23 protein-coding genes are annotated in these 17229 nt (G+C 36.5%); 14 read left to right on the top strand and 9 right to left on the bottom strand.

The genetic code is table 11. The features are described 5' to 3' along the window. Window positions 1-33 precede the first annotated feature (33 nt). From SUSAZ_01855 to SUSAZ_01835, 5 genes are all read left to right on the top strand, one after another. Complete coding sequence (locus tag SUSAZ_01855; protein ID AHC50862.1) at window positions 34-1230, top strand: sodium:proton antiporter; 1197 nt, start codon at window positions 34-36, stop codon at window positions 1228-1230. A gap of 74 nt (window positions 1231-1304) precedes the next feature. Further along, window positions 1305-3056, top strand: a complete 1752-nt coding sequence (locus SUSAZ_01850) for a molybdopterin oxidoreductase (GenBank protein AHC50861.1) — start codon at window positions 1305-1307, stop codon at window positions 3054-3056. Between the two features lie 99 nt (window positions 3057-3155). Then, window positions 3156-3353: a DNA-binding protein gene (locus tag SUSAZ_01845; protein AHC50860.1), complete on the top strand. Its 198-nt coding sequence runs from the start codon at window positions 3156-3158 to the stop codon at window positions 3351-3353. A 24-nt stretch (window positions 3354-3377) separates the two neighbouring features. Then, window positions 3378-3539 (top strand): hypothetical protein, encoded by a 162-nt coding sequence (locus tag SUSAZ_01840; protein ID AHC52416.1) that lies wholly within the window; start codon window positions 3378-3380, stop codon window positions 3537-3539. A gap of 212 nt (window positions 3540-3751) precedes the next feature. Continuing rightward, a complete protein-coding gene (locus tag SUSAZ_01835; GenBank protein ID AHC50859.1) occupies window positions 3752-5011 on the top strand; it encodes an amidase in 1260 nt (419 codons plus the stop codon). Window positions 5012-5118: 107 nt separating this feature from the next. Here SUSAZ_01835 and SUSAZ_01830 read toward each other — a convergent pair whose 3' ends face one another. Continuing rightward, window positions 5119-6207 (bottom strand): hypothetical protein, encoded by a 1089-nt coding sequence (locus SUSAZ_01830; GenBank protein AHC50858.1) that lies wholly within the window; start codon window positions 6205-6207, stop codon window positions 5119-5121. 101 nt (window positions 6208-6308) lie between these two features. Here SUSAZ_01830 and SUSAZ_01825 point away from each other — a divergent pair, with 101 nt between their 5' ends. Together SUSAZ_01825 and SUSAZ_01820 are read left to right on the top strand one after the other, a co-directional pair. Continuing rightward, the gene (locus SUSAZ_01825) at window positions 6309-7136 is read left to right on the top strand and encodes a hypothetical protein (GenBank protein AHC50857.1); all 828 of its coding nucleotides are present in this window, start codon (window positions 6309-6311) and stop codon (window positions 7134-7136) included. A 164-nt stretch (window positions 7137-7300) separates the two neighbouring features. Beyond that, a complete protein-coding gene (locus SUSAZ_01820; GenBank protein ID AHC50856.1) occupies window positions 7301-7699 on the top strand; it encodes a hypothetical protein in 399 nt (132 codons plus the stop codon). Window positions 7700-7781: 82 nt separating this feature from the next. On the opposite strand, the gene SUSAZ_01815 is transcribed toward SUSAZ_01820, so the two are convergent. Further along, on the bottom strand, window positions 7782-8141 hold the full coding sequence (locus SUSAZ_01815) for a small metal-binding protein (protein AHC50855.1): 360 nt from the start codon (window positions 8139-8141) through the stop codon (window positions 7782-7784). Between the two features lie 88 nt (window positions 8142-8229). Between SUSAZ_01815 and SUSAZ_01810 the strand changes: the two genes are divergently transcribed. Next, a complete protein-coding gene (locus SUSAZ_01810) occupies window positions 8230-8433 on the top strand; it encodes a small metal-binding protein (protein ID AHC50854.1) in 204 nt (67 codons plus the stop codon). Window positions 8434-8437: 4 nt separating this feature from the next. Further along, window positions 8438-9247: an AsnC family transcriptional regulator gene (locus SUSAZ_01805; GenBank protein ID AHC50853.1), complete on the top strand. Its 810-nt coding sequence runs from the start codon at window positions 8438-8440 to the stop codon at window positions 9245-9247. 176 nt (window positions 9248-9423) lie between these two features. Here the strand turns inward: SUSAZ_01805 and SUSAZ_01800 are convergent, their stop codons facing one another. The 6 genes from SUSAZ_01800 to SUSAZ_01775 form a co-directional block, all read right to left on the bottom strand. Next, window positions 9424-9747, bottom strand: a complete 324-nt coding sequence (locus SUSAZ_01800) for a hypothetical protein (protein AHC50852.1) — start codon at window positions 9745-9747, stop codon at window positions 9424-9426. Between the two features lie 33 nt (window positions 9748-9780). Further along, the gene (locus SUSAZ_01795) at window positions 9781-10206 is read right to left on the bottom strand and encodes a peroxiredoxin (GenBank protein AHC50851.1); all 426 of its coding nucleotides are present in this window, start codon (window positions 10204-10206) and stop codon (window positions 9781-9783) included. Then, the gene (locus SUSAZ_01790; GenBank protein AHC50850.1) at window positions 10203-10652 is read right to left on the bottom strand and encodes a hypothetical protein; all 450 of its coding nucleotides are present in this window, start codon (window positions 10650-10652) and stop codon (window positions 10203-10205) included. The genes SUSAZ_01795 and SUSAZ_01790 overlap by 4 nt, the downstream gene beginning before the upstream one ends. 194 nt (window positions 10653-10846) lie before the next feature. Continuing rightward, window positions 10847-11944, bottom strand: coding sequence for a ligase (locus SUSAZ_01785; GenBank protein ID AHC50849.1), 1098 nt, complete (start codon window positions 11942-11944; stop codon window positions 10847-10849). Then, the gene (locus SUSAZ_01780) at window positions 11944-12393 is read right to left on the bottom strand and encodes a glycine cleavage system protein H (protein AHC50848.1); all 450 of its coding nucleotides are present in this window, start codon (window positions 12391-12393) and stop codon (window positions 11944-11946) included. The genes SUSAZ_01785 and SUSAZ_01780 overlap by 1 nt, the downstream gene beginning before the upstream one ends. Window positions 12394-12539: 146 nt before the next feature. Then, window positions 12540-12980: a glycine cleavage system protein H gene (locus tag SUSAZ_01775; GenBank protein ID AHC50847.1), complete on the bottom strand. Its 441-nt coding sequence runs from the start codon at window positions 12978-12980 to the stop codon at window positions 12540-12542. A 39-nt stretch (window positions 12981-13019) separates the two neighbouring features. Between SUSAZ_01775 and SUSAZ_01770 the strand changes: the two genes are divergently transcribed. Both SUSAZ_01770 and SUSAZ_01765 read left to right on the top strand, forming a co-directional pair. Further along, on the top strand, window positions 13020-13514 hold the full coding sequence (locus SUSAZ_01770; protein AHC50846.1) for a hypothetical protein: 495 nt from the start codon (window positions 13020-13022) through the stop codon (window positions 13512-13514). A gap of 19 nt (window positions 13515-13533) precedes the next feature. Then, window positions 13534-13884: a hypothetical protein gene (locus SUSAZ_01765; GenBank protein AHC50845.1), complete on the top strand. Its 351-nt coding sequence runs from the start codon at window positions 13534-13536 to the stop codon at window positions 13882-13884. A gap of 30 nt (window positions 13885-13914) precedes the next feature. On the opposite strand, the gene SUSAZ_01760 is transcribed toward SUSAZ_01765, so the two are convergent. Next, the gene (locus SUSAZ_01760) at window positions 13915-14082 is read right to left on the bottom strand and encodes a hypothetical protein (protein AHC50844.1); all 168 of its coding nucleotides are present in this window, start codon (window positions 14080-14082) and stop codon (window positions 13915-13917) included. A 153-nt stretch (window positions 14083-14235) separates the two neighbouring features. Between SUSAZ_01760 and SUSAZ_01755 the strand changes: the two genes are divergently transcribed. The 3 genes from SUSAZ_01755 to SUSAZ_01745 are packed head-to-tail and all read left to right on the top strand — an operon-like array spanning window position 14236 to window position 17224. Then, window positions 14236-15270: a ligase gene (locus SUSAZ_01755; GenBank protein ID AHC50843.1), complete on the top strand. Its 1035-nt coding sequence runs from the start codon at window positions 14236-14238 to the stop codon at window positions 15268-15270. Beyond that, entirely contained in the window at window positions 15267-16172 is a 906-nt protein-coding gene (locus SUSAZ_01750) for a radical SAM protein (GenBank protein ID AHC50842.1), read from the top strand. The genes SUSAZ_01755 and SUSAZ_01750 overlap by 4 nt, the downstream gene beginning before the upstream one ends. After that, complete coding sequence (locus SUSAZ_01745; protein AHC50841.1) at window positions 16169-17224, top strand: biotin synthase; 1056 nt, start codon at window positions 16169-16171, stop codon at window positions 17222-17224. The genes SUSAZ_01750 and SUSAZ_01745 overlap by 4 nt, the downstream gene beginning before the upstream one ends. The last annotated feature ends 5 nt before the right edge of the window (window positions 17225-17229 follow it).

Genomic DNA, 17229 nt, shown 5'->3' with positions numbered 1-17229 from the left:
AAAAATTAAATCTCATACTCAGTAGAGCAAAAAGTGGAAACAGATGAAATATATGTAGCATTACTTGAGTTATTCTCACTACTAGCTCTCGCTCAAGGTGGTAGACTACTTCTTCGGAAATATTTTATCCCAGCCCTTGTAGCTGAAATAATAGTTGGGATTGTATTCAGCCCTTACGCTCTAGGAGGTATAATTAACAGTATTTTGCAGGTTAGTCTATTTTCCATTAACAATTATATAGTTTTATTTGCAAACTTCTCAGTAATTCTGCTTATTTTCGCCGCAGGTCTTTCGCACGGTTTTAAGAACCTTAGATCCTCCGGATTTCTAGGCTTTTTGGCAGCTACTTTAGGTGCAGTGATCCCCACTTACCTAGTGTTCGTAGTATTTTCTATAGTCTACGATCCACAGGTAGCCCTACTCATGGGTGCAGCGAGCGCAGCAACCAGCCTAGCTGCAACTGTATCCATAGTGGATGAATATAAGTTATATAGAGAAAATTTTTCCAGGCTCCTTATATCTGCTGCAGCTATAGATGATGTAGTTGCACTGATAATCTTATCCACAGTGGTGGAATTAATAACACTAGGTAGTCTTCCCTTTGTTCAAACCACACTAAAAGTTCTTGAACTTTCACTGGCGTGGATAGTCATATTTTTTGTGGCAGTATTTTTGATTCCTAAAATTTTGACCGTAGTTAGAGATGAGATAGTAGACAATATATCGCTGGTAATCTTGTTTGTCCTAGTTCTGATTATGCTTGTGGTTGGCTTCTCGCCTATCATAGCTGCTTTCATCGCAGGTGTAGCTATAGCAGAGAGCGTAAAGTCAAAAAGAGTTAATGGATTCACTGAAACCCTTATTTCCATATTTGGTCCTCTGTTTTTTGTCTATGTAGGTATGGAAACTCCATTCTACATTTTCTTTAATTTAAATGATTTACTTTTGGGTTTACTGCTATCGTTTCTTGCGATTGTAGGGAAAATATTTGGGATATTACCTGTTGCCTACTTTTACACTAAGAACCTGAAGCAATCTATTATCACAGCTGTAGGTATGATACCTAGAGGAGAAATTGGTCTAGTTGTTGCAACTGTTGGGTTATCAGGAAATGTTCTTGATGTATCTCAATACTCGCAAATAGTGATTATGGCTCTAATTACTACATTCTTGGGAAGCTACATATTTTCAACTCTCATTAGAAAGTGGATAATTGTTAAGTCAGGTTAAAGGAATCACATCACAATTCAGGCACGGTCGCACTCATCACTACCTTTTTATAATTCTGCATGAATAACTATTTAATGGTAATTGCCTGCACAAGGGACTGCTATGATACGTGCATTTTCGATGATAATTATAAACCTTTAAAATCTTTTCCCTTTTTAGGTTTTACATGTTCAAGAGGCAATGCTGACTTAAGGAGAAATAAGATCAATAGAGTCCTAAGTCCTCTTGTAGAGGGAAAGGAGACTAGCCTAGAGGACTCTGTGAAATACATAAGTAAGATTATTAAAGAGACTCCTAAAGACAAGATAATTCATGTCGAGTATGATGGTAATCAAGGATTACTTACCTGGTATTATCCAGCCAGATTGTGGAATTTATTAGGTACGTTATCTATAGACTACTCTATTTGTTCATCTGAAGGTCATGAAGCTATCAAGGCGCATTACGGTAGCTCCTTTGGTGCTCTGCCTGAAGAATTTGAGAAATATGACAGCGTAGTTTTTTGGGGTAGCGAAAGCGCAATCTCCTTTATACATGGTTGGAAATTGTTACATAATAAATACAAGATCACAGTGGATGTGAGAATTAGTGAAACTGCAAGGAGAAGTGACAAATACTATTTGGTAAGACCTGGCAGTGACGGATTTCTAGCAATTGGAGTCATGAAGAGAATTTTCACTCGCGGTGTAAGTGCGAATATACTAGATGATGAAGTGACTCTCAGAGAGTATATGAATAGTTATACTTGGGATCAGATTGAGAGTGTAACTGGGCTCAATAGGAAATATATTGAAGAGTTAGGAGATCTTTACTACGATCGTAGACCATTGACCATTATGGGGTTTGCCTTAGGAAGGACATATTATGGCGGAGATGCAGTATCACTAATATCTTTGATTCCAGCCTTATTAGGTCTAAGAAGGGGGTTCTTCTATTCTAACAGCCAAGGGTGGGGAATAGACTTTAGCTATTTGAGGGGATTACATGTTTCGAAACCAGCCAGAATTGTCCCAATGGGTAAAGTCGGAGAGGAAGTAGAAAAGGGAAATATAAAAGTTATCTTCGCCTGGAATTCTAATCCCATACACTCTCTGCCTAATAGTGATAGGATAGTGGATGCGATAAAAGAGGGCAGATTAACCTTAATTACACATGACCCATTCCATAATGAAAGTGTTAAGCTTTCCAACGTAGTTATCCCTTCACCGACTTTCCTTGAAAAAAGGGATGTTGTCTACAGTTATTGGCATGATTATCTAGTATATAACGAACCAATCTATGAGCCTAAGGGAGTTGATGAGATTAGGTTGATGAGGTTAATTGCGAGACAACTAGATATTTCTCATCCCTTGATAGAAGAGGATGAATGGAAGGCGGTGGATTACGCAATACGAAGAACAGGTGTAAGTTTAGAAGAGTTGGTTAAACAGAAAGTAGTTAAGGTCAAGAAGTACTACGATGGCTTCCAGAGAGTCAAGGTAAACCCCTTACCTAGACTTAAAGACCCACCAATGGGTGAATATCTCGTTTTCTCCTCTCATCCAAATCATACAAACAGCCAATTCAACGAGATATATGACAGACCTCAACCCATAGTTTATAACTGTTGTTATGAGGGAGAGGGTTACTTGGAGAGTGACTTCGGCAGAATTCACGTAATATTTAAGATATCTGAACGTGTCCCTAAAGGAGTATATTACATGTACAAGTCAGGGTTGTTCGACTTAGATGACAGACCTGTAAATAGCATAGTAAATAATGCTATAAATGAATATGGTGGTACTCCTCAGATAAATTTCACAAAAGTTAGGGCTATTTTGAAATAAATTGTAATGTGATACTAATGATATTTGGATATTAATGTAATACTGGTATATTAATGATAATATTAATTAATGGCGAATTTAAGATATACATGAACAAATATGGCAAAAGTGAGGTTTAAGTATAAGGGTGAAGAGAAAGAAGTAGACACTTCAAAGATAAAGAAGGTCTGGAGAGTCGGCAAAATGGTGTCCTTTACCTTTGACGACAATGGTAAGACAGGTAGAGGAGCTGTCAGCGAGAAAGACGCTCCAAAAGAATTATTAGACATGTTAGCAAGAGCAGAGAAGAAGAAGTAAGGGGAAGGCATAAAGGCTTTTTAAATGTCAAAAGTTTTTATTTTTTGTTATATTTCGGCTTTAGAAGATCTTTTTGAGTGGCGTAGGTTTCTTTCATGGGGTGTTTTTCCGCTATTCTTAGATCCCGAGAATAATGACGGTAATGTTGAAATTTTTAATGTTGAAATTTTAAACGTTTTTATATAATATTCCGCGATTTTCATGGTAAGAAAAATATTTTATGTTTAATTATTACGGTTTTAATGTAAAATATCATGTCTACTAAAATCATGAACGATATTCAAAAAATTATAGGTCCAGACTATATTAGACCGAAGCCAGAGGTAATTCTCACCTTAAGTGAAATTATTAATAAGAATCAAAGTCCTGTAGATTTAATTCAGCATACACTAGCTAAAATGAAAACTGACGCTGAAAAGTTCAACAGCTATATAACAGTTATTAAAGAGGAAGCTCTTAGACATGCTGAGAAATTAGAGGAGCATTTTAAAAGAGGAATACCTCTAGGTCCCTTATCAGGTTTACCTGTCGCAGTAAAAGACAACATATTTAGCAAAGGTATAAGAACAACAATAGCTAGCAAGATCTTCAGAGAATTTTATCCTAATTATAACGCTACTGTTGTCAACAAACTACTTGAGGCAGATGCCATAATTGTAGGTAAAAACAATCTCCATGCCTTCGCGTCAGGCGTTACTAATCTCGTCTCGGAGTTTGGACCTACAAGAAATCCTTTAGATACTGAAAGGATAACAGGTGGCTCTAGCGGAGGTTCAGCATCATCAGTAGCCTTTGGCTCTGTTCCTGTCTCATTGGGTACCGACACGGTCGGGTCAGTAAGAGTTCCCGCCTCATTCTGTGGTGTGATAGGGTATAAACCTAGTAATGGTCTCATAAGCAGATACGGATTGTTTCCAACTGCTTGGTCTCTAGATACCATAGGTGTTTTAAGCAAAACTGTTTTAGATGTTGCACTGATCTCTCACTTTATAATGGGTTATGACGAGAACGACTCTTCGACAGTCCATATCCCAAGAATAAACATAGATAACATAGCTCAAGGTGTAGAGCCTCGAAAGATTACATTAGGCGTATTACTACAAGAAAGCCAGACTGAGGTGGAGAAAGAATTTTTAGATAATGTGGTCTCAAAACTTGACTCCGAGGGTTTTAAGATGAAACGTGTAAATTTCGATATAGAAGCTTCTAATAAAATTACGACAAATATAAGACTCGCAGAGGCAGCTGCATTTCACAAAGATTTGTTCTTATCCAGGGAGAGTGATTACCCCAGGGATGTGGCAGAGTTAATCAGAAGTGGTCTGTCAATTCCTGCTCATGAATATATCCAATCCATGATATCGAGAAAGTATTTAATTAGTGATTTCCTTAAACTTTTCAATCACGTTGATGCTGTGATAACCCCAACGGTTCCTATCCTTCCTCCAAAGGCTAATGAGATAATCGGTAAGGAACTAGATTATAGGAGAATCATTATTAGATATACCGCGTTTGTTAACCTACTTGGTTTTCCAGCAATTAGTATTCCTTCAGTTAAATTGAGTGGATTACCAATAGGCTTACAAATAATAGGTAAAATTTATCATGATGAGGCACTACTGAAAATAGCAAAAACTATGGAAAATATATCATGGTAGATAAATGTATTCATTTGTTCCTATAGGATAAAAATGGAAATTTATTGTTTAGTATAAAAAAATTATAATTTACTTAATATATGGATTTAATATTTATGTTTGTTGTTTTATATTGGGTATGGGTATACTGCTGGGTCGCTGAAGTATAATACCATGTTTGAGTTTGTTGCTGACATTAGTTGAGTTGGTGATGTTATCCCTGGGACAACAACCTGTAAGTCTGCATTAACAAGTGTTTTCCATATTGGGTTCTTAGCATTTGCCATTCCAACTGCACTGTCATAAGTCATCATTGCATTCTCAAGTGCCTGAATATTATTTAAACAGTTAGCTGTTGGGTTAGTTGTATTTGATGGTACTATAGCCTGGCATTGGCCTGTAATTGGGTTGGGGAATATGTTTGGATCAAAAACCAAAACAACAACAATATACCATGGTATGCTCTGATTTGTTGCAAATGTAACCAAATGATCGTGGGCTGGTGTTGGCAAAACACCCTCAGGTAGACCAAACACACCATTCTTAATACCCAAAGCCTGCTCAACAGCAGTAAATGCTGGGGAGTAGATCAAACTCATGTGGTCAGGACAGGCAGTCTTTGTCAAAGCAGCACCACACTGTGTGGTAATAACATAAGTCACGTTATTGTAAGTAAATGTGGGGAAGCCCTGAGATGTTGCACCAAGTTGAGGAACACCAAATATTGACAAACTGGCAAATGCAGGGACTAAGACAAACACAGGGGCAGCGTTCTTGGGGAATGCTGAAATATTACCAGCACCAACCTCACAACCCATTGCAACCTTACTCTGGTTAGTCTCATTGGGGAAGAAAGTAGTAGAAGGTGGAGTACACATGAACTGGGCAGTGTACTGGAATGTTATAACTTGACCATTGTAAAAGGCACCAGAGGAATTAACAGTAACAGGCTGAGTCAAAGTAGAAGTAACTGTAGTAGTCTGAGTTGATGTAACTGTTTGAGTTGATGTAACAGTCTGTGTAGAGGTGGTTGTCATTCCTGGTGTAGTTACTGTGGAAACTATAGTTGTTGGCACTGTAGTAGTAACAGTTGACGTAGTCGAAGGCTTGGTGGCATATAGTGCGAAACCTGCAGCTGCAATTATAATAAGGATTACGGCTACAGCTACAAATACAGTGTTAGATACCGCTCTAATATTTTTGTTGTGTTTACTCATTTTCTCATCATTTATGATAGCGTCTATTTTCTTACTTAAGAATTAGTTAAAAATTTTCTAACGACAAACTAATATATGGGATTTTATGAATAAACCTAAGTATGCCATCTAAGTATTACAAGATTATTGTTATAGTTTTACTAATAATTATAACTGGCGTCATTATAGGTGTTTCGCTGTCGTCTTCAAATAATTCATCGTCTTTAGGTAAGAATGTCTCCATATATCCACAGTTAGTTGAGTTAAGTAAACAGGGTTATAATGTACAAGCTTATCCTACTAACTTACAAGTTCTGCCATTAAACTTTTCATCAGAGGGTAAACCTGCGGTGATATACGTAGGAGCTGAATGGTGTCCCTATTGTGCAGTTGAACGATGGGCTCTAATATTAGCTCTTCTTAGATTTGGAAATTTTACAGGCTTAGAGTATATGCAATCTAGTTCTTCAGACGTCTATCCTAATACACCTACCTTTACTTTTGTGAAGGCTAACTACACTAGTCCATATATATCTTTTATAGGGATAGAGTATGAGGCTAGAAATGGAAGTCAATTAGAACCCGTTCCTACCAATATTTATCAAATGTGGACCCAATATGGTAAGGGTCAGATACCATTCATAATAATAGGGTACTATTATCAGGTAGGTACTTCAATTGATCCCGGTCTCATGTCAGGGCATGACTGGAATTATGTTATAAGCCAACTCAATGATACAAATAGTCAAATATATTTGCAAGTTTATGCGCAGGCTAATCTAATTACTAAGTATATTTGTCAAATTGATGGCGGGAAACCTGCAAATGTCTGTAACGTTTTCTTGAACGGTACATCTTCGACCACTACTACATCTCAATCATCCAGTAGTCTCCAGGCATCGCAGCTAGTTATGGCTTTGCCAGAGATTCAAAGTAGATATATAGCCTGAACTGAAAATTAATCTTACTGTAAGTTAAAACGCATGAAAGTTCTTTCTGTTTTTTGTTTTCCATAATTCTGTGGACTGAAATATTGCTAAAATCACAAAGATTAAGGTAAATTGTCCATTAACGTTTTATAAATTCTTTTAAAGAATGATTAGATTAGTTCAGTGTGTTCTATGAATTAATGTTGTATATCCATTTGTTAGGAATTATAGGATGGGCTGGTCTTAGTACTGGGGCTTATTATCTCATTGAATTTATGAAATTAACAGATTCATCAATATTAGTAGCCTATAGAAAGTTAGTTTTTATTGAGATTATATCCTTGTTTGTTACCGCTTTATCAGGAGCTTATATGTGGATGGAGTTAGGATTTCCCAGATGGGCTTATTATGCCTTTATTATATCTCCCTTCATCCTGTTCTTGGAATTTTACCATTATAGACTTACTTATAGGGGAGTAGTTGAGTTTAGAAGGAGGATGAGGTTTGTATCTGTACTTTACATACTCGTTACACTCTTTTTATTTTATGTTATGATATTTAAACCCGAATTCTTCCATGTATGAGTAGAGTTTAAGAGTTAATAGCGACTTCAGAGAGTGTATATTAGTTCTATAAGAATAAAGGTAAAAAAGAATAAAAAACTTTTTACATTACTTTGATATTTTGCTTTATCTTGTTTAAGGTTTCCTGTGGTATTGATGTTAGTCCGTGAGACATCTTTGCATGAACCATAAGCTCTTCCAGTAACTCTTGTTCTGAAGATGATGCCTTTATTTCGAATCCGCAGTCCATTCCTACATTACTACAAGCGAAATAGTATTTTCCGCTCTTCTTTATGTTTTGCTTTATTTTGTTTAAAAGATCAGATGATATTGATGTTAGTCCGTGTGACATTTTTGCATGGGATTTGAGTTCTTCTAGTAACTCATCTTCACTCCCAGCATTAACTATTTCGAATCCGCAGTCCATTCCTACATCCGCACATTTGAAGGTGTACTTTACCATCATATAATAATACTTTTTTTAGTATATATAGAGGCGTTTGAATAGTTTTAATGAATTAATAAATATATCTTTCACCTAATTATAATATATGGTATTTGGATTCGGCAAGAAGAAGAAGTACGAATTTAGTTGTAGTAGTGTAGGGATGAGCTGCGGATTTGAAGTAAAGAATGCCTCTTCTGAACAAGAAGTGCTAGAAATACTGAAGGTTCATGCTAAGACTTCCCACGGTATGAAAGAAATTCCATCAGATGTAGTAGAAAAGATAAAACAAAACATTAAGAAAGTGTGATTCCATGGATATAGTAGATAAGAGAATTCTTTCGTTTTTTCTTAAAGATGGCAGAATATCGCAGAGAAGAATAGCCAGTCTGCTTAACTTGACGCCTGCAAGTTTAAATTATAGGTTCCGAAAACTTGTAGATAGTAATATTTTAAAGGGATTTAAGCTATATATTAACCCTAACTTTTATGGTCAATATCAATTGTATATTGCCTTTAAGAATTACAAGGAGATAGACGCTGATTGGATTTCCTTTAAGTTAAGATGTTTAGAATGGCTTAATGTCTATGGCATATACGGTTCAAGTCAAACTGAGTTAAAGGATAGGATAGAGTATATGCGTAAGGAATTGGGAGATCCCATACTAACTTACTTACCTGTTCAATACAAGCTCAAACCCTCAAGTTTAGATAAGAAGATTGTTGAAATGCTAAAGGAAGATCCTAGGCTAGCTTCTTCTGAGATTTCTAAAAAGTTAGGTATTAACAGTAGAGTTATAGAAAAACATATAAGGCACATGAGATTCAGAGGAATGATTTTGATAGTGCCGGAAATTAATCTAGGAAGAGCAGACATAGTTATATTCTCTATGTTCTCTAAGAGAATTGAGGATATATCACCCGTTTTACAGGAATGTAAATTGTGGCAATTTACTGATGGTTATGCTGGAATAACTGTTTGTTATGCTGATAATGTGGAAGGAGCTAAGAAGTATATTAACGGTGCCAGAGAGGTTGATAAGGATTCAGATGTCATGATAATATATGATTATGAATTCAAAACAATGAAGCAAAGCCCAGAGTCTACCTCCTCTCCGTTCTGAAGAGTAGGTTTTTTGCTACTTCTTGACCGGAGGAGGACGATTGCATTGAAATATTTTTAATTTCTAGTTTATATTTATCCTTATTTTTTAGTATAATTTCATAGTTAATAGGTATACTTTTGATTTGGCTCACAATTTCAAAAAAATATTTTAAGAGGTTTACTATTTTTAAATTTCTACTGTAAGAGCGACTTTCTTAACTCGCTTATTTTCTCTAATATATCGTTCATCTCTACAATCTCTTTCTCTAGTTGGGGGTCTTTTTTCAAGGTATCCATAATACTAACTATTTCATCCCAATATTCTCTTATGTAGATTTCGGGGCTATATTTATGCATAGATATGAATGAGATATTTTTAAGTAACCTACTCATGACCCCAAGTTTAATTAATTCACTTCTATGTTTGCTAATGAAATCATTCAAATAGTCTAGCAGTACTTGAATGTAAGCGATAATTTCATCTCTTTCCCTCTCACCAGGTTTTAGTAACTCAGACATGTTTAATCCCCCTCTCTGAATTAAAGCTCATTTTCAATTAGTCTCTTCTATTTTCCACCTTATATTCACTTTTATTCCTCTTGTCAATGTATCTTTCATAGGACACCTCTTTTCAGCCTCCTCTATAACCTCATTAATCTTGGTATCATTGGACTTAACTGAAATATGATAGTTGACTTCGAGTAAGCCTGGTGGTACACTGTTTTTACCTTGAAATCCATCAGGATCTAACTTTCCCTCTATATAACCCTCTATTCCTTTCACGTCTACCCCTTTCTCCTTTGCAATGTAATTAACTGTTAGTATAAGACATGACAATGCTGAAGCTAAACATAATTCCTCAGGTTTAACATAGTTTGAGCCTAAAGTTCCAACTTCTAGAATTTGATCATCCATTATAGTTATAGTGACCTTATCCCCTGAAAATTCCCCTTCAGCCGTAAATGTGATTATTGTCAATTTATTACACCTATGTCCTTGAGGATAGCTGCCTCTATGCCATATTTTATGTAAAGGTCAGTCCTCTCCTTCTCGTTGAAAGTTCTGTTCAATTTTTCTTCAAGCCTTTCTATTTGTCTGGTGATTATTGTACTAATATTTGTTTCAATGGAGGGTCTGTTTACCTTAAAGGTGTAGTATATATCAAGTAGAAACTCATACATATTCTCGTCCATATTTAGCAAGACGTTTTCTAATGCGGGGATCAATTGACCATTGAAATTTAACATTTTAGCTTTAAAGTAAGGTTTCCATTTTAACATATTAGCTTTCACAAACTCCCATGAGGGAGGAAAACCTGTATATTCCTCAGCTGTAGGAACTGTTACCACTTTATATTCCTTTCCATCAACTTCAACAATTGCTTCAACCTCTAGCTCTAATTGATTCACCCTTTCCTTTGTCATTTAATTTATTCTTTTATCATAGGGAGAAAAATTTTTCTTTTTTGTTTTTGTTTATTTTTAATTATGGAGCAACAAACATCTAATGAGGAATGTGTAAAAGACTGTCTTACAGCCGGTAGTAGGTCACCAAACTGGAAATTCATAAGTATCTCAGAGTGTCTTGCTAGATGTAGAGAGATACAAATAAAGAAACTCTAAATGACTTCTTGAACTTCAGGTTTGTTGAGTATTTCTTGTATAGCATTGATTAAGTCTTTTTCTGAAAATCCAAATATAACAGGTTTTTCAGTTTCAAACATTCTCCGCACCACACTGTTAATATTATTGACCTCTACTCCTTTCAGACTCTCCTCTAGTTTCTCTAGAAAGTTCTTAGGATTCATGACAAAGAAGTCTCCTGATATAGATATCTCATCAACCCTTTTTTCCACTATTCTCATAGTTATCCTCAACAATTTTCTGGCTTTATAATCAATGTGACAAATTGCAACAGATGAAGAGATTTTAACACATCTCTCTAAATGTAAATCAGGATGTCTATTGTCCTTATAGTAGATCCATTCTTCATTAGCTTTTTCTATAGCTAATGATTCCCACAATTCAATCTCTTCCCTACTTAACCTTGAGTCCTCAAATTTTATGCCTAATGACCTCTCAAATTCATCCTTCAATTTCTTTTCAATTTCCTCCCTTGGGGGTACATATCCTAGCTCTCGCTCTAGGGACGTTAACCAATCCCTTATGTCCTTTGCCATTTTATCTCTGAACTTCTCTGATGGTACTTTTATGCATCTTGTCATGGTATCCACATCTAACTGAAAAAGGATATTTCCCGTTATGACCACTGCATTGCTAAACGTTGATGCACCATTACCACTTATTTTCTTTCCGTTTACTACTATATCCTGATCCCTTAAGTTTGCGTTAAGACCATAGGATTTCAGGACGTTAACCACTGGTGTTAAGAATTTCTCATATAACTGAGGGGGATTTCTTGGAACTTCTTCAGCTCTAACTACTATGAAATAATCATGCTCACCTGGGGTAATTACTACCGTTCCACCACCTATGTCTCTTCTTACAACAGTAATGTTATTCTGCTTAGCGCACTCAAGATCTACTTCCAACCAGACCTCTTGATGCACACCAACGTTGATGAATGGAGTCCTGGCATAAAAAGTCATTAAGGTATTTTTCCCGTTCTTGTTAACGTAATCTGCTACAGCAACAAACGAAGTTATCATATGATAGCCGTCTTGAGGAGGTAAGGAGACATATCTCCAGTCTCCCATCACTGTAGCCTCTTACATGTTAATTTCTCTGAGGTTATGATTTCCTTGAGTTTTTGGATAGCTTGCTGTCCTGTTAATAGTTGCTTAACTTCCTCCTGGTTACTAATTTTAATTTTTGCAATCCATCCTTGACCATATGGATCTCTATTTAAGATTACAGGACTTTTTTCAACTTCTGAGTTGGAATCCACTACCTCACCGGAAACTGGTGCAGGCACTGGTCCCGCCCATTTTCCGCTCTCTAGAGTTGCTACAGGTCTTCCCTTCTCTACTTTTATACCTTTCTTCTTTATCCTTATCTTCACAATTTTCCCTGCCATGGTTTGTGCTAAATCCGTTATACCAACTACCGCAATATCACTTCCCTCTATTTTCACCCACACCGTGTTCTTTCCATCAATATAATAGTATAGGTTTTCTGGGATTTCACAATTAGCTTCTACTACCATAATAGGTCTATACTATATCTCTAAATTTAAATAAATAAAATTTACCTTAAAGAAAATATGAATGGCTTTTTTATTTTATTATATTATCTGCATCAACATAAATCTGTATTCTACCGGCTAACCTAAAGGGAATCTGAGGGCACTCTTCAGGAACTATTTTTCCATGATACAATCCTATTTGCTTCCTCCTCAAATTGGTTTCTACAATCTTGTATGTTCTTAAACACTCTCTTAACAAGATCTACGTCAGTAACTGAAACTTTGACAATCCAACTTCCATACGGATCTTCATTAATTATGGATGGGTTTTTTATAACCCGTTCATTAATATCTACCACCTCACCTTCTATTTGCAATCTTATTTTTCCTATCCACTTTGCGCTTTCTACTGAGAACAGTATAGTTCTATTGTTGACCCTTTCTCCTAGCCTTCTAGGCACAGACACTTGGAATATCTTTCCTGCAAGGTACTGCCCTAGATCGGTCATGCCCACACTTACAACCTTATTTTCCTCGACCTTAATCCACACATGTCTTTCAGGTTCATACAATAGATCGTCTGGGAAATTGAAAAATGAAATTTTCATACACTTTTTAAATCATAAAAATAATTTATAAACCTAGCTATGGTGCATTTTGCAGTTTGGTTAGACGGCGTGATACTGAAGATCGACTTGACAAATCAACTATACAAACTCTACAAGGGAGAAAATATCAAGAGTTTACCTATAACTTATGAGGTACACGAGGACTGGCATAAATTGTACGAACAAGTTAAGGATAAGCTTGCAGTCTTATCCCCCTACGATCCTGTCACGACAAATCAACTGCTCAAGAGAATAAATGTAAGCCCATTGTATGTAGTTTCGAATACCGGAAGAACGAAGCCCTCAAAGGAGCCTGTTGAGATCTTATTTAAAATAACTGAATGGGATCCCCTAGACGTCGTCATTATTGGTTCTTCGCCCCTAGATTTACTTTCAGCCAGATTTTTTGACTCAAGGATAAAAGTAGTTTGTGTGAATAGATACTATGATTGCTCTAAGTATTCCCCTTTTATTATGTCAAATGACTTGCTAAGTGCACTAGGTTCACTGAAGAGATTGAAAATTTTTATCTAACTATGATGAAATTAAAATCATGTCTATAGAGAATGAGGCAAAGAAGTTAGCAGCTACCTATGCTAGATGGCTCAGGAATCCTCAAGACGCTCTGTTTGGAAAAGAGAAGGAGGGAGTTGTAATCAAGATATATCAAAGGTTAAAACAAGCTAAGACTAAAAGCGAAATACTTGAGATTCTTCAGTTGAACCAATACGAGATGGAGAAGACCACTATGAACGATATGAATAGAATGATAACAGAGCTCATTTCTAAATTAAATTCTTATGACGAAGACATTGCAGTTAAATTTACAATTGAGGTATTTAGGTATCTTCAGATAGCCCTTTATACAAAGTTGGATAGTATGAAAAGGGGTTTATGGTACTGATCTATGACCGTAAGGTATCTTTGATTTTTACTAGGTTTCCTCTTTTCTGCACTTATACACAAATCTCTCTGGTTCCTTTAGAAACGCTAACATACATATTTCAGTATCAAAATAGTATAAAACTTCTTGGTGAGATTGTCTATATGGTGTGCATTCAGCTTCAAAAAGCCTGTTACATACCGCGCAAACTACTTTCATGCTATTTTTATCTCAAATTTCCCTTATAATTTCACCTGAACTTGGTGTAAAACCACATTTCTTAAAAACTTAATAATTTCTTACAACTTACTTTTTCTTTTGAAAAGATTTTAAGGATAGATTTTTATATTTACTAAACTAAAGCAAATATTAATGAGAGAATTCAGATTTATTGTGGAAAGAAATAGTCAAGACTATATTCTTGCAGGCGAGGAAGCACTTCTGTTATCGGTAGCCTCTGGAAGTAGTCCTGTGCTTAGGTTCGTTATATTTGACCCTCCAGCTGTCCTCATAGGATACCATCAAACAGTCGAGCAGGAGGTGAATCTAGAGGAAGTGCGTCGTAAGAATTGGGATGTTGGTAGGAGACCTACAGGAGGCGGAACTATAATAATGGGACCATGGCAACTAGGATGGGAAATTTATGCAGACAAGAGTCTACTAGGCGAGACTCCGGATAATGCCATGAGATTAGGTGCAGAGTGTGTGGTAAGGACACTGGGAAAATTAGGTATAAATGCAAATTTCAGACCAAAAAATGATGTGGAAATCAAAGGGAGAAAAATATCTGGAATAGGTGCTTTCTCAGAGGGAAGATACATGGGTGTTACAGGAACAATTCTCTTAGACTTCGATGTCGACGCAATGGTATCAGTACTTAAGTTGACATCTGAGAAATTAAAGGATAAACTGTCTAAGGACTTTAAGGACAGATTAACATGGATTAACAAGGAGTTAGCTTCTAGTATAGATATGCTGGACTTAATAAAAATAGCCAAGGAGGGATTTTCTGAAGCCTTGGGAGTTGAACTAAAGGAATCCGTTTACCATAAGGAAGAAACTGAGACCATAAATAGACTTGCAAGAAAGTACTCATCCCCTGAGTGGATATTCGGTATGAGAAAGCCGTTAGAGGGCGATAACATTAAGTATTTAGAAAGGAAGCTCCCTGGAGGGCTGATAAAAGTACAGATTAAATTGGCTGGAGAGAACCTAGTTCAGTCTGTGCTTATTACAGGAGACTTCTTTGTGGAACCTAGGACTGCAATTTATGACTTAGAGGCAAGGCTGAAATGGAGTAGAGTAGAGGATATAGATAATGAGATCAAGGAATGGTACAAGAATGTAAAGATATTGGGAATAACACAGGAAGATCTAATAAACTTAATGAAGGAGGCGTTAAAATGAGACCATTGTTTATTTATGCTCCTAATTTGAAAAGGTATGAGACTGATTTTATCTCTTCTAGTGATGGCTGGAAGTCCATTTCTGTCACAGGTAAATATTGTGCCTTTAATTGTAAACATTGTGGTAGAAGGGTTTTAGAGACTATGATAGACGGGTCTAGTGAAGAGAAGCTCATAAGGGAGCTAGAAAGAGCTGTTAAATCAGGAGATAAGGGGATAATACTCTCAGGTGGCTCTACTATCAGAGGAGACGTTCCTTTATGGAAGTACGGACACGTTATTTCCAAGTACGCGGATAAGCTTACAATCATAGCCCATACCGGGGTGGTAAGGAGCCAAGATATAGCAGTTAAACTCAAGGAAGCTGGTGTTAAGGTGGCTTTACTTGATATGGTCTCAGATAACACAACTATTAAAGAAGTTCTGAGGCAACCATTTACGGTAGACGATTATCTAAACTCATTTAAATATCTTAAACAGGCAGGAATTAAGATAGTGCCCCATGTCATAGTTGGTCTAAGTACAAAAGGTATTAAAGGTGATTTAGAGGCTATAAGATTACTAAAACAAGTTGAACCGGACGCCATAATTATTGTTGGGTTAATGCCATTGATTGGCACACCCATATACAATGGAAACCAGCCATCTCCTGAGGAACTCATAACTGCCCTAAGATTTGCTAGGGATACATTTAGCAATATACCAATAAATTTGGGCTGTGCAAGACCGCGAGGTAAAGATTATGTAAAGGTGGAGACATTTGCTGTGGATTACGATATAGATGCAATAGCATTCCCCGAAGAGGAAACATATGAGTATGCAATGTTAAAGAGAAAAGTTTTTCTTAGTAATGCCTGTTGTGGCAATGTTGTTCTCGATATAATTTCAGGTGGTGTTTCATGACTCTTCGTTTAGTTTCGAGTCCTGATTGGGTGAGATTAAGCTTCGGTGCAGACATAGTTCTGGGATTCTCTCCTGGAGTATTTTTTAACAACGTGCTAAATACAACCATTAACCTACTCCAATACTATCCAGACGGTTGTAAGGCAAATTGCTCTTACTGTGGACAAGCAAGGGAGGTGGCACAGGGTCCAGAGTGTAAGACACTGATAAGGGTAGAGTGGCCTTTGAGACCCTTAGATGAGGTAATCAAGAGAATAAAGGATAGACAAGGTGACATTAGATACGGTCTTCAAAGAATATGTGTAGGTCAGTTGGCTCATCCTAGAGCTTCTCCTGATGCCATAGAGATTACAAGGAGAATTAGAGAAGCTGGAATAGAATTACAGATATCAGAATTAGTTACAGCAACATATACGTATAAGAGGCACATGATTGAAATGAGGAGGGCTGGAGCTAATATGATAGATGTCGCAATCGATGCAGCTAATAAGGAACTTTTTGACCAAGTTAGGGGGAAACAGGCTAGAAGCATGCATTCATGGGATAGATACATCCAGGCAATAGATGAGGCTGTAGAGGTTTTTGGTAAGAAGAATGCTGGTATTCACTTGATTGTAGGTTTAGGAGAAACTGAAAGGGATGCTATACGTCTTATGTGGTACGCCCATTCCAGAGGAGCCAAAATATCACTATTCGCATTTTATCCTGAAAGTGGTACTCCTATGGAAAAGAGAAAACCAGTACCAATAGACGTTTATCGAAGGATGCAAGTTTCCAGATGGTTTATAGAGAACGATTTGGTGAAATATGACTCATTTAAATTTAATGAGGAGGGTAAGCTAGTGGATATAGAAATTCCTAGCGATCTCACTGTTGAGGAGTTAGCTCCAGCATTTATGACCAGTGGTTGTCCAGGTTGTAACAGACCTTACTCAAATGAAAGACCTGGTGGTATACTGAAGAATATCCCCCTATATCCTGATCTTGAAGTCACTAGAAAGGCAATAAAACAAACTAAGCTAGAGGTCCTAATCAAAAAATTATTGAATTAGATGTC

Source organism: Sulfolobus acidocaldarius SUSAZ (genome assembly GCA_000508305.1).
Taxonomy (GTDB): domain Archaea; phylum Thermoproteota; class Thermoprotei_A; order Sulfolobales; family Sulfolobaceae; genus Sulfolobus; species Sulfolobus acidocaldarius_A.
Note: the sequence above shows the minus strand (reverse complement) of the source record. Positions and strands in the feature narration are given on the sequence as shown.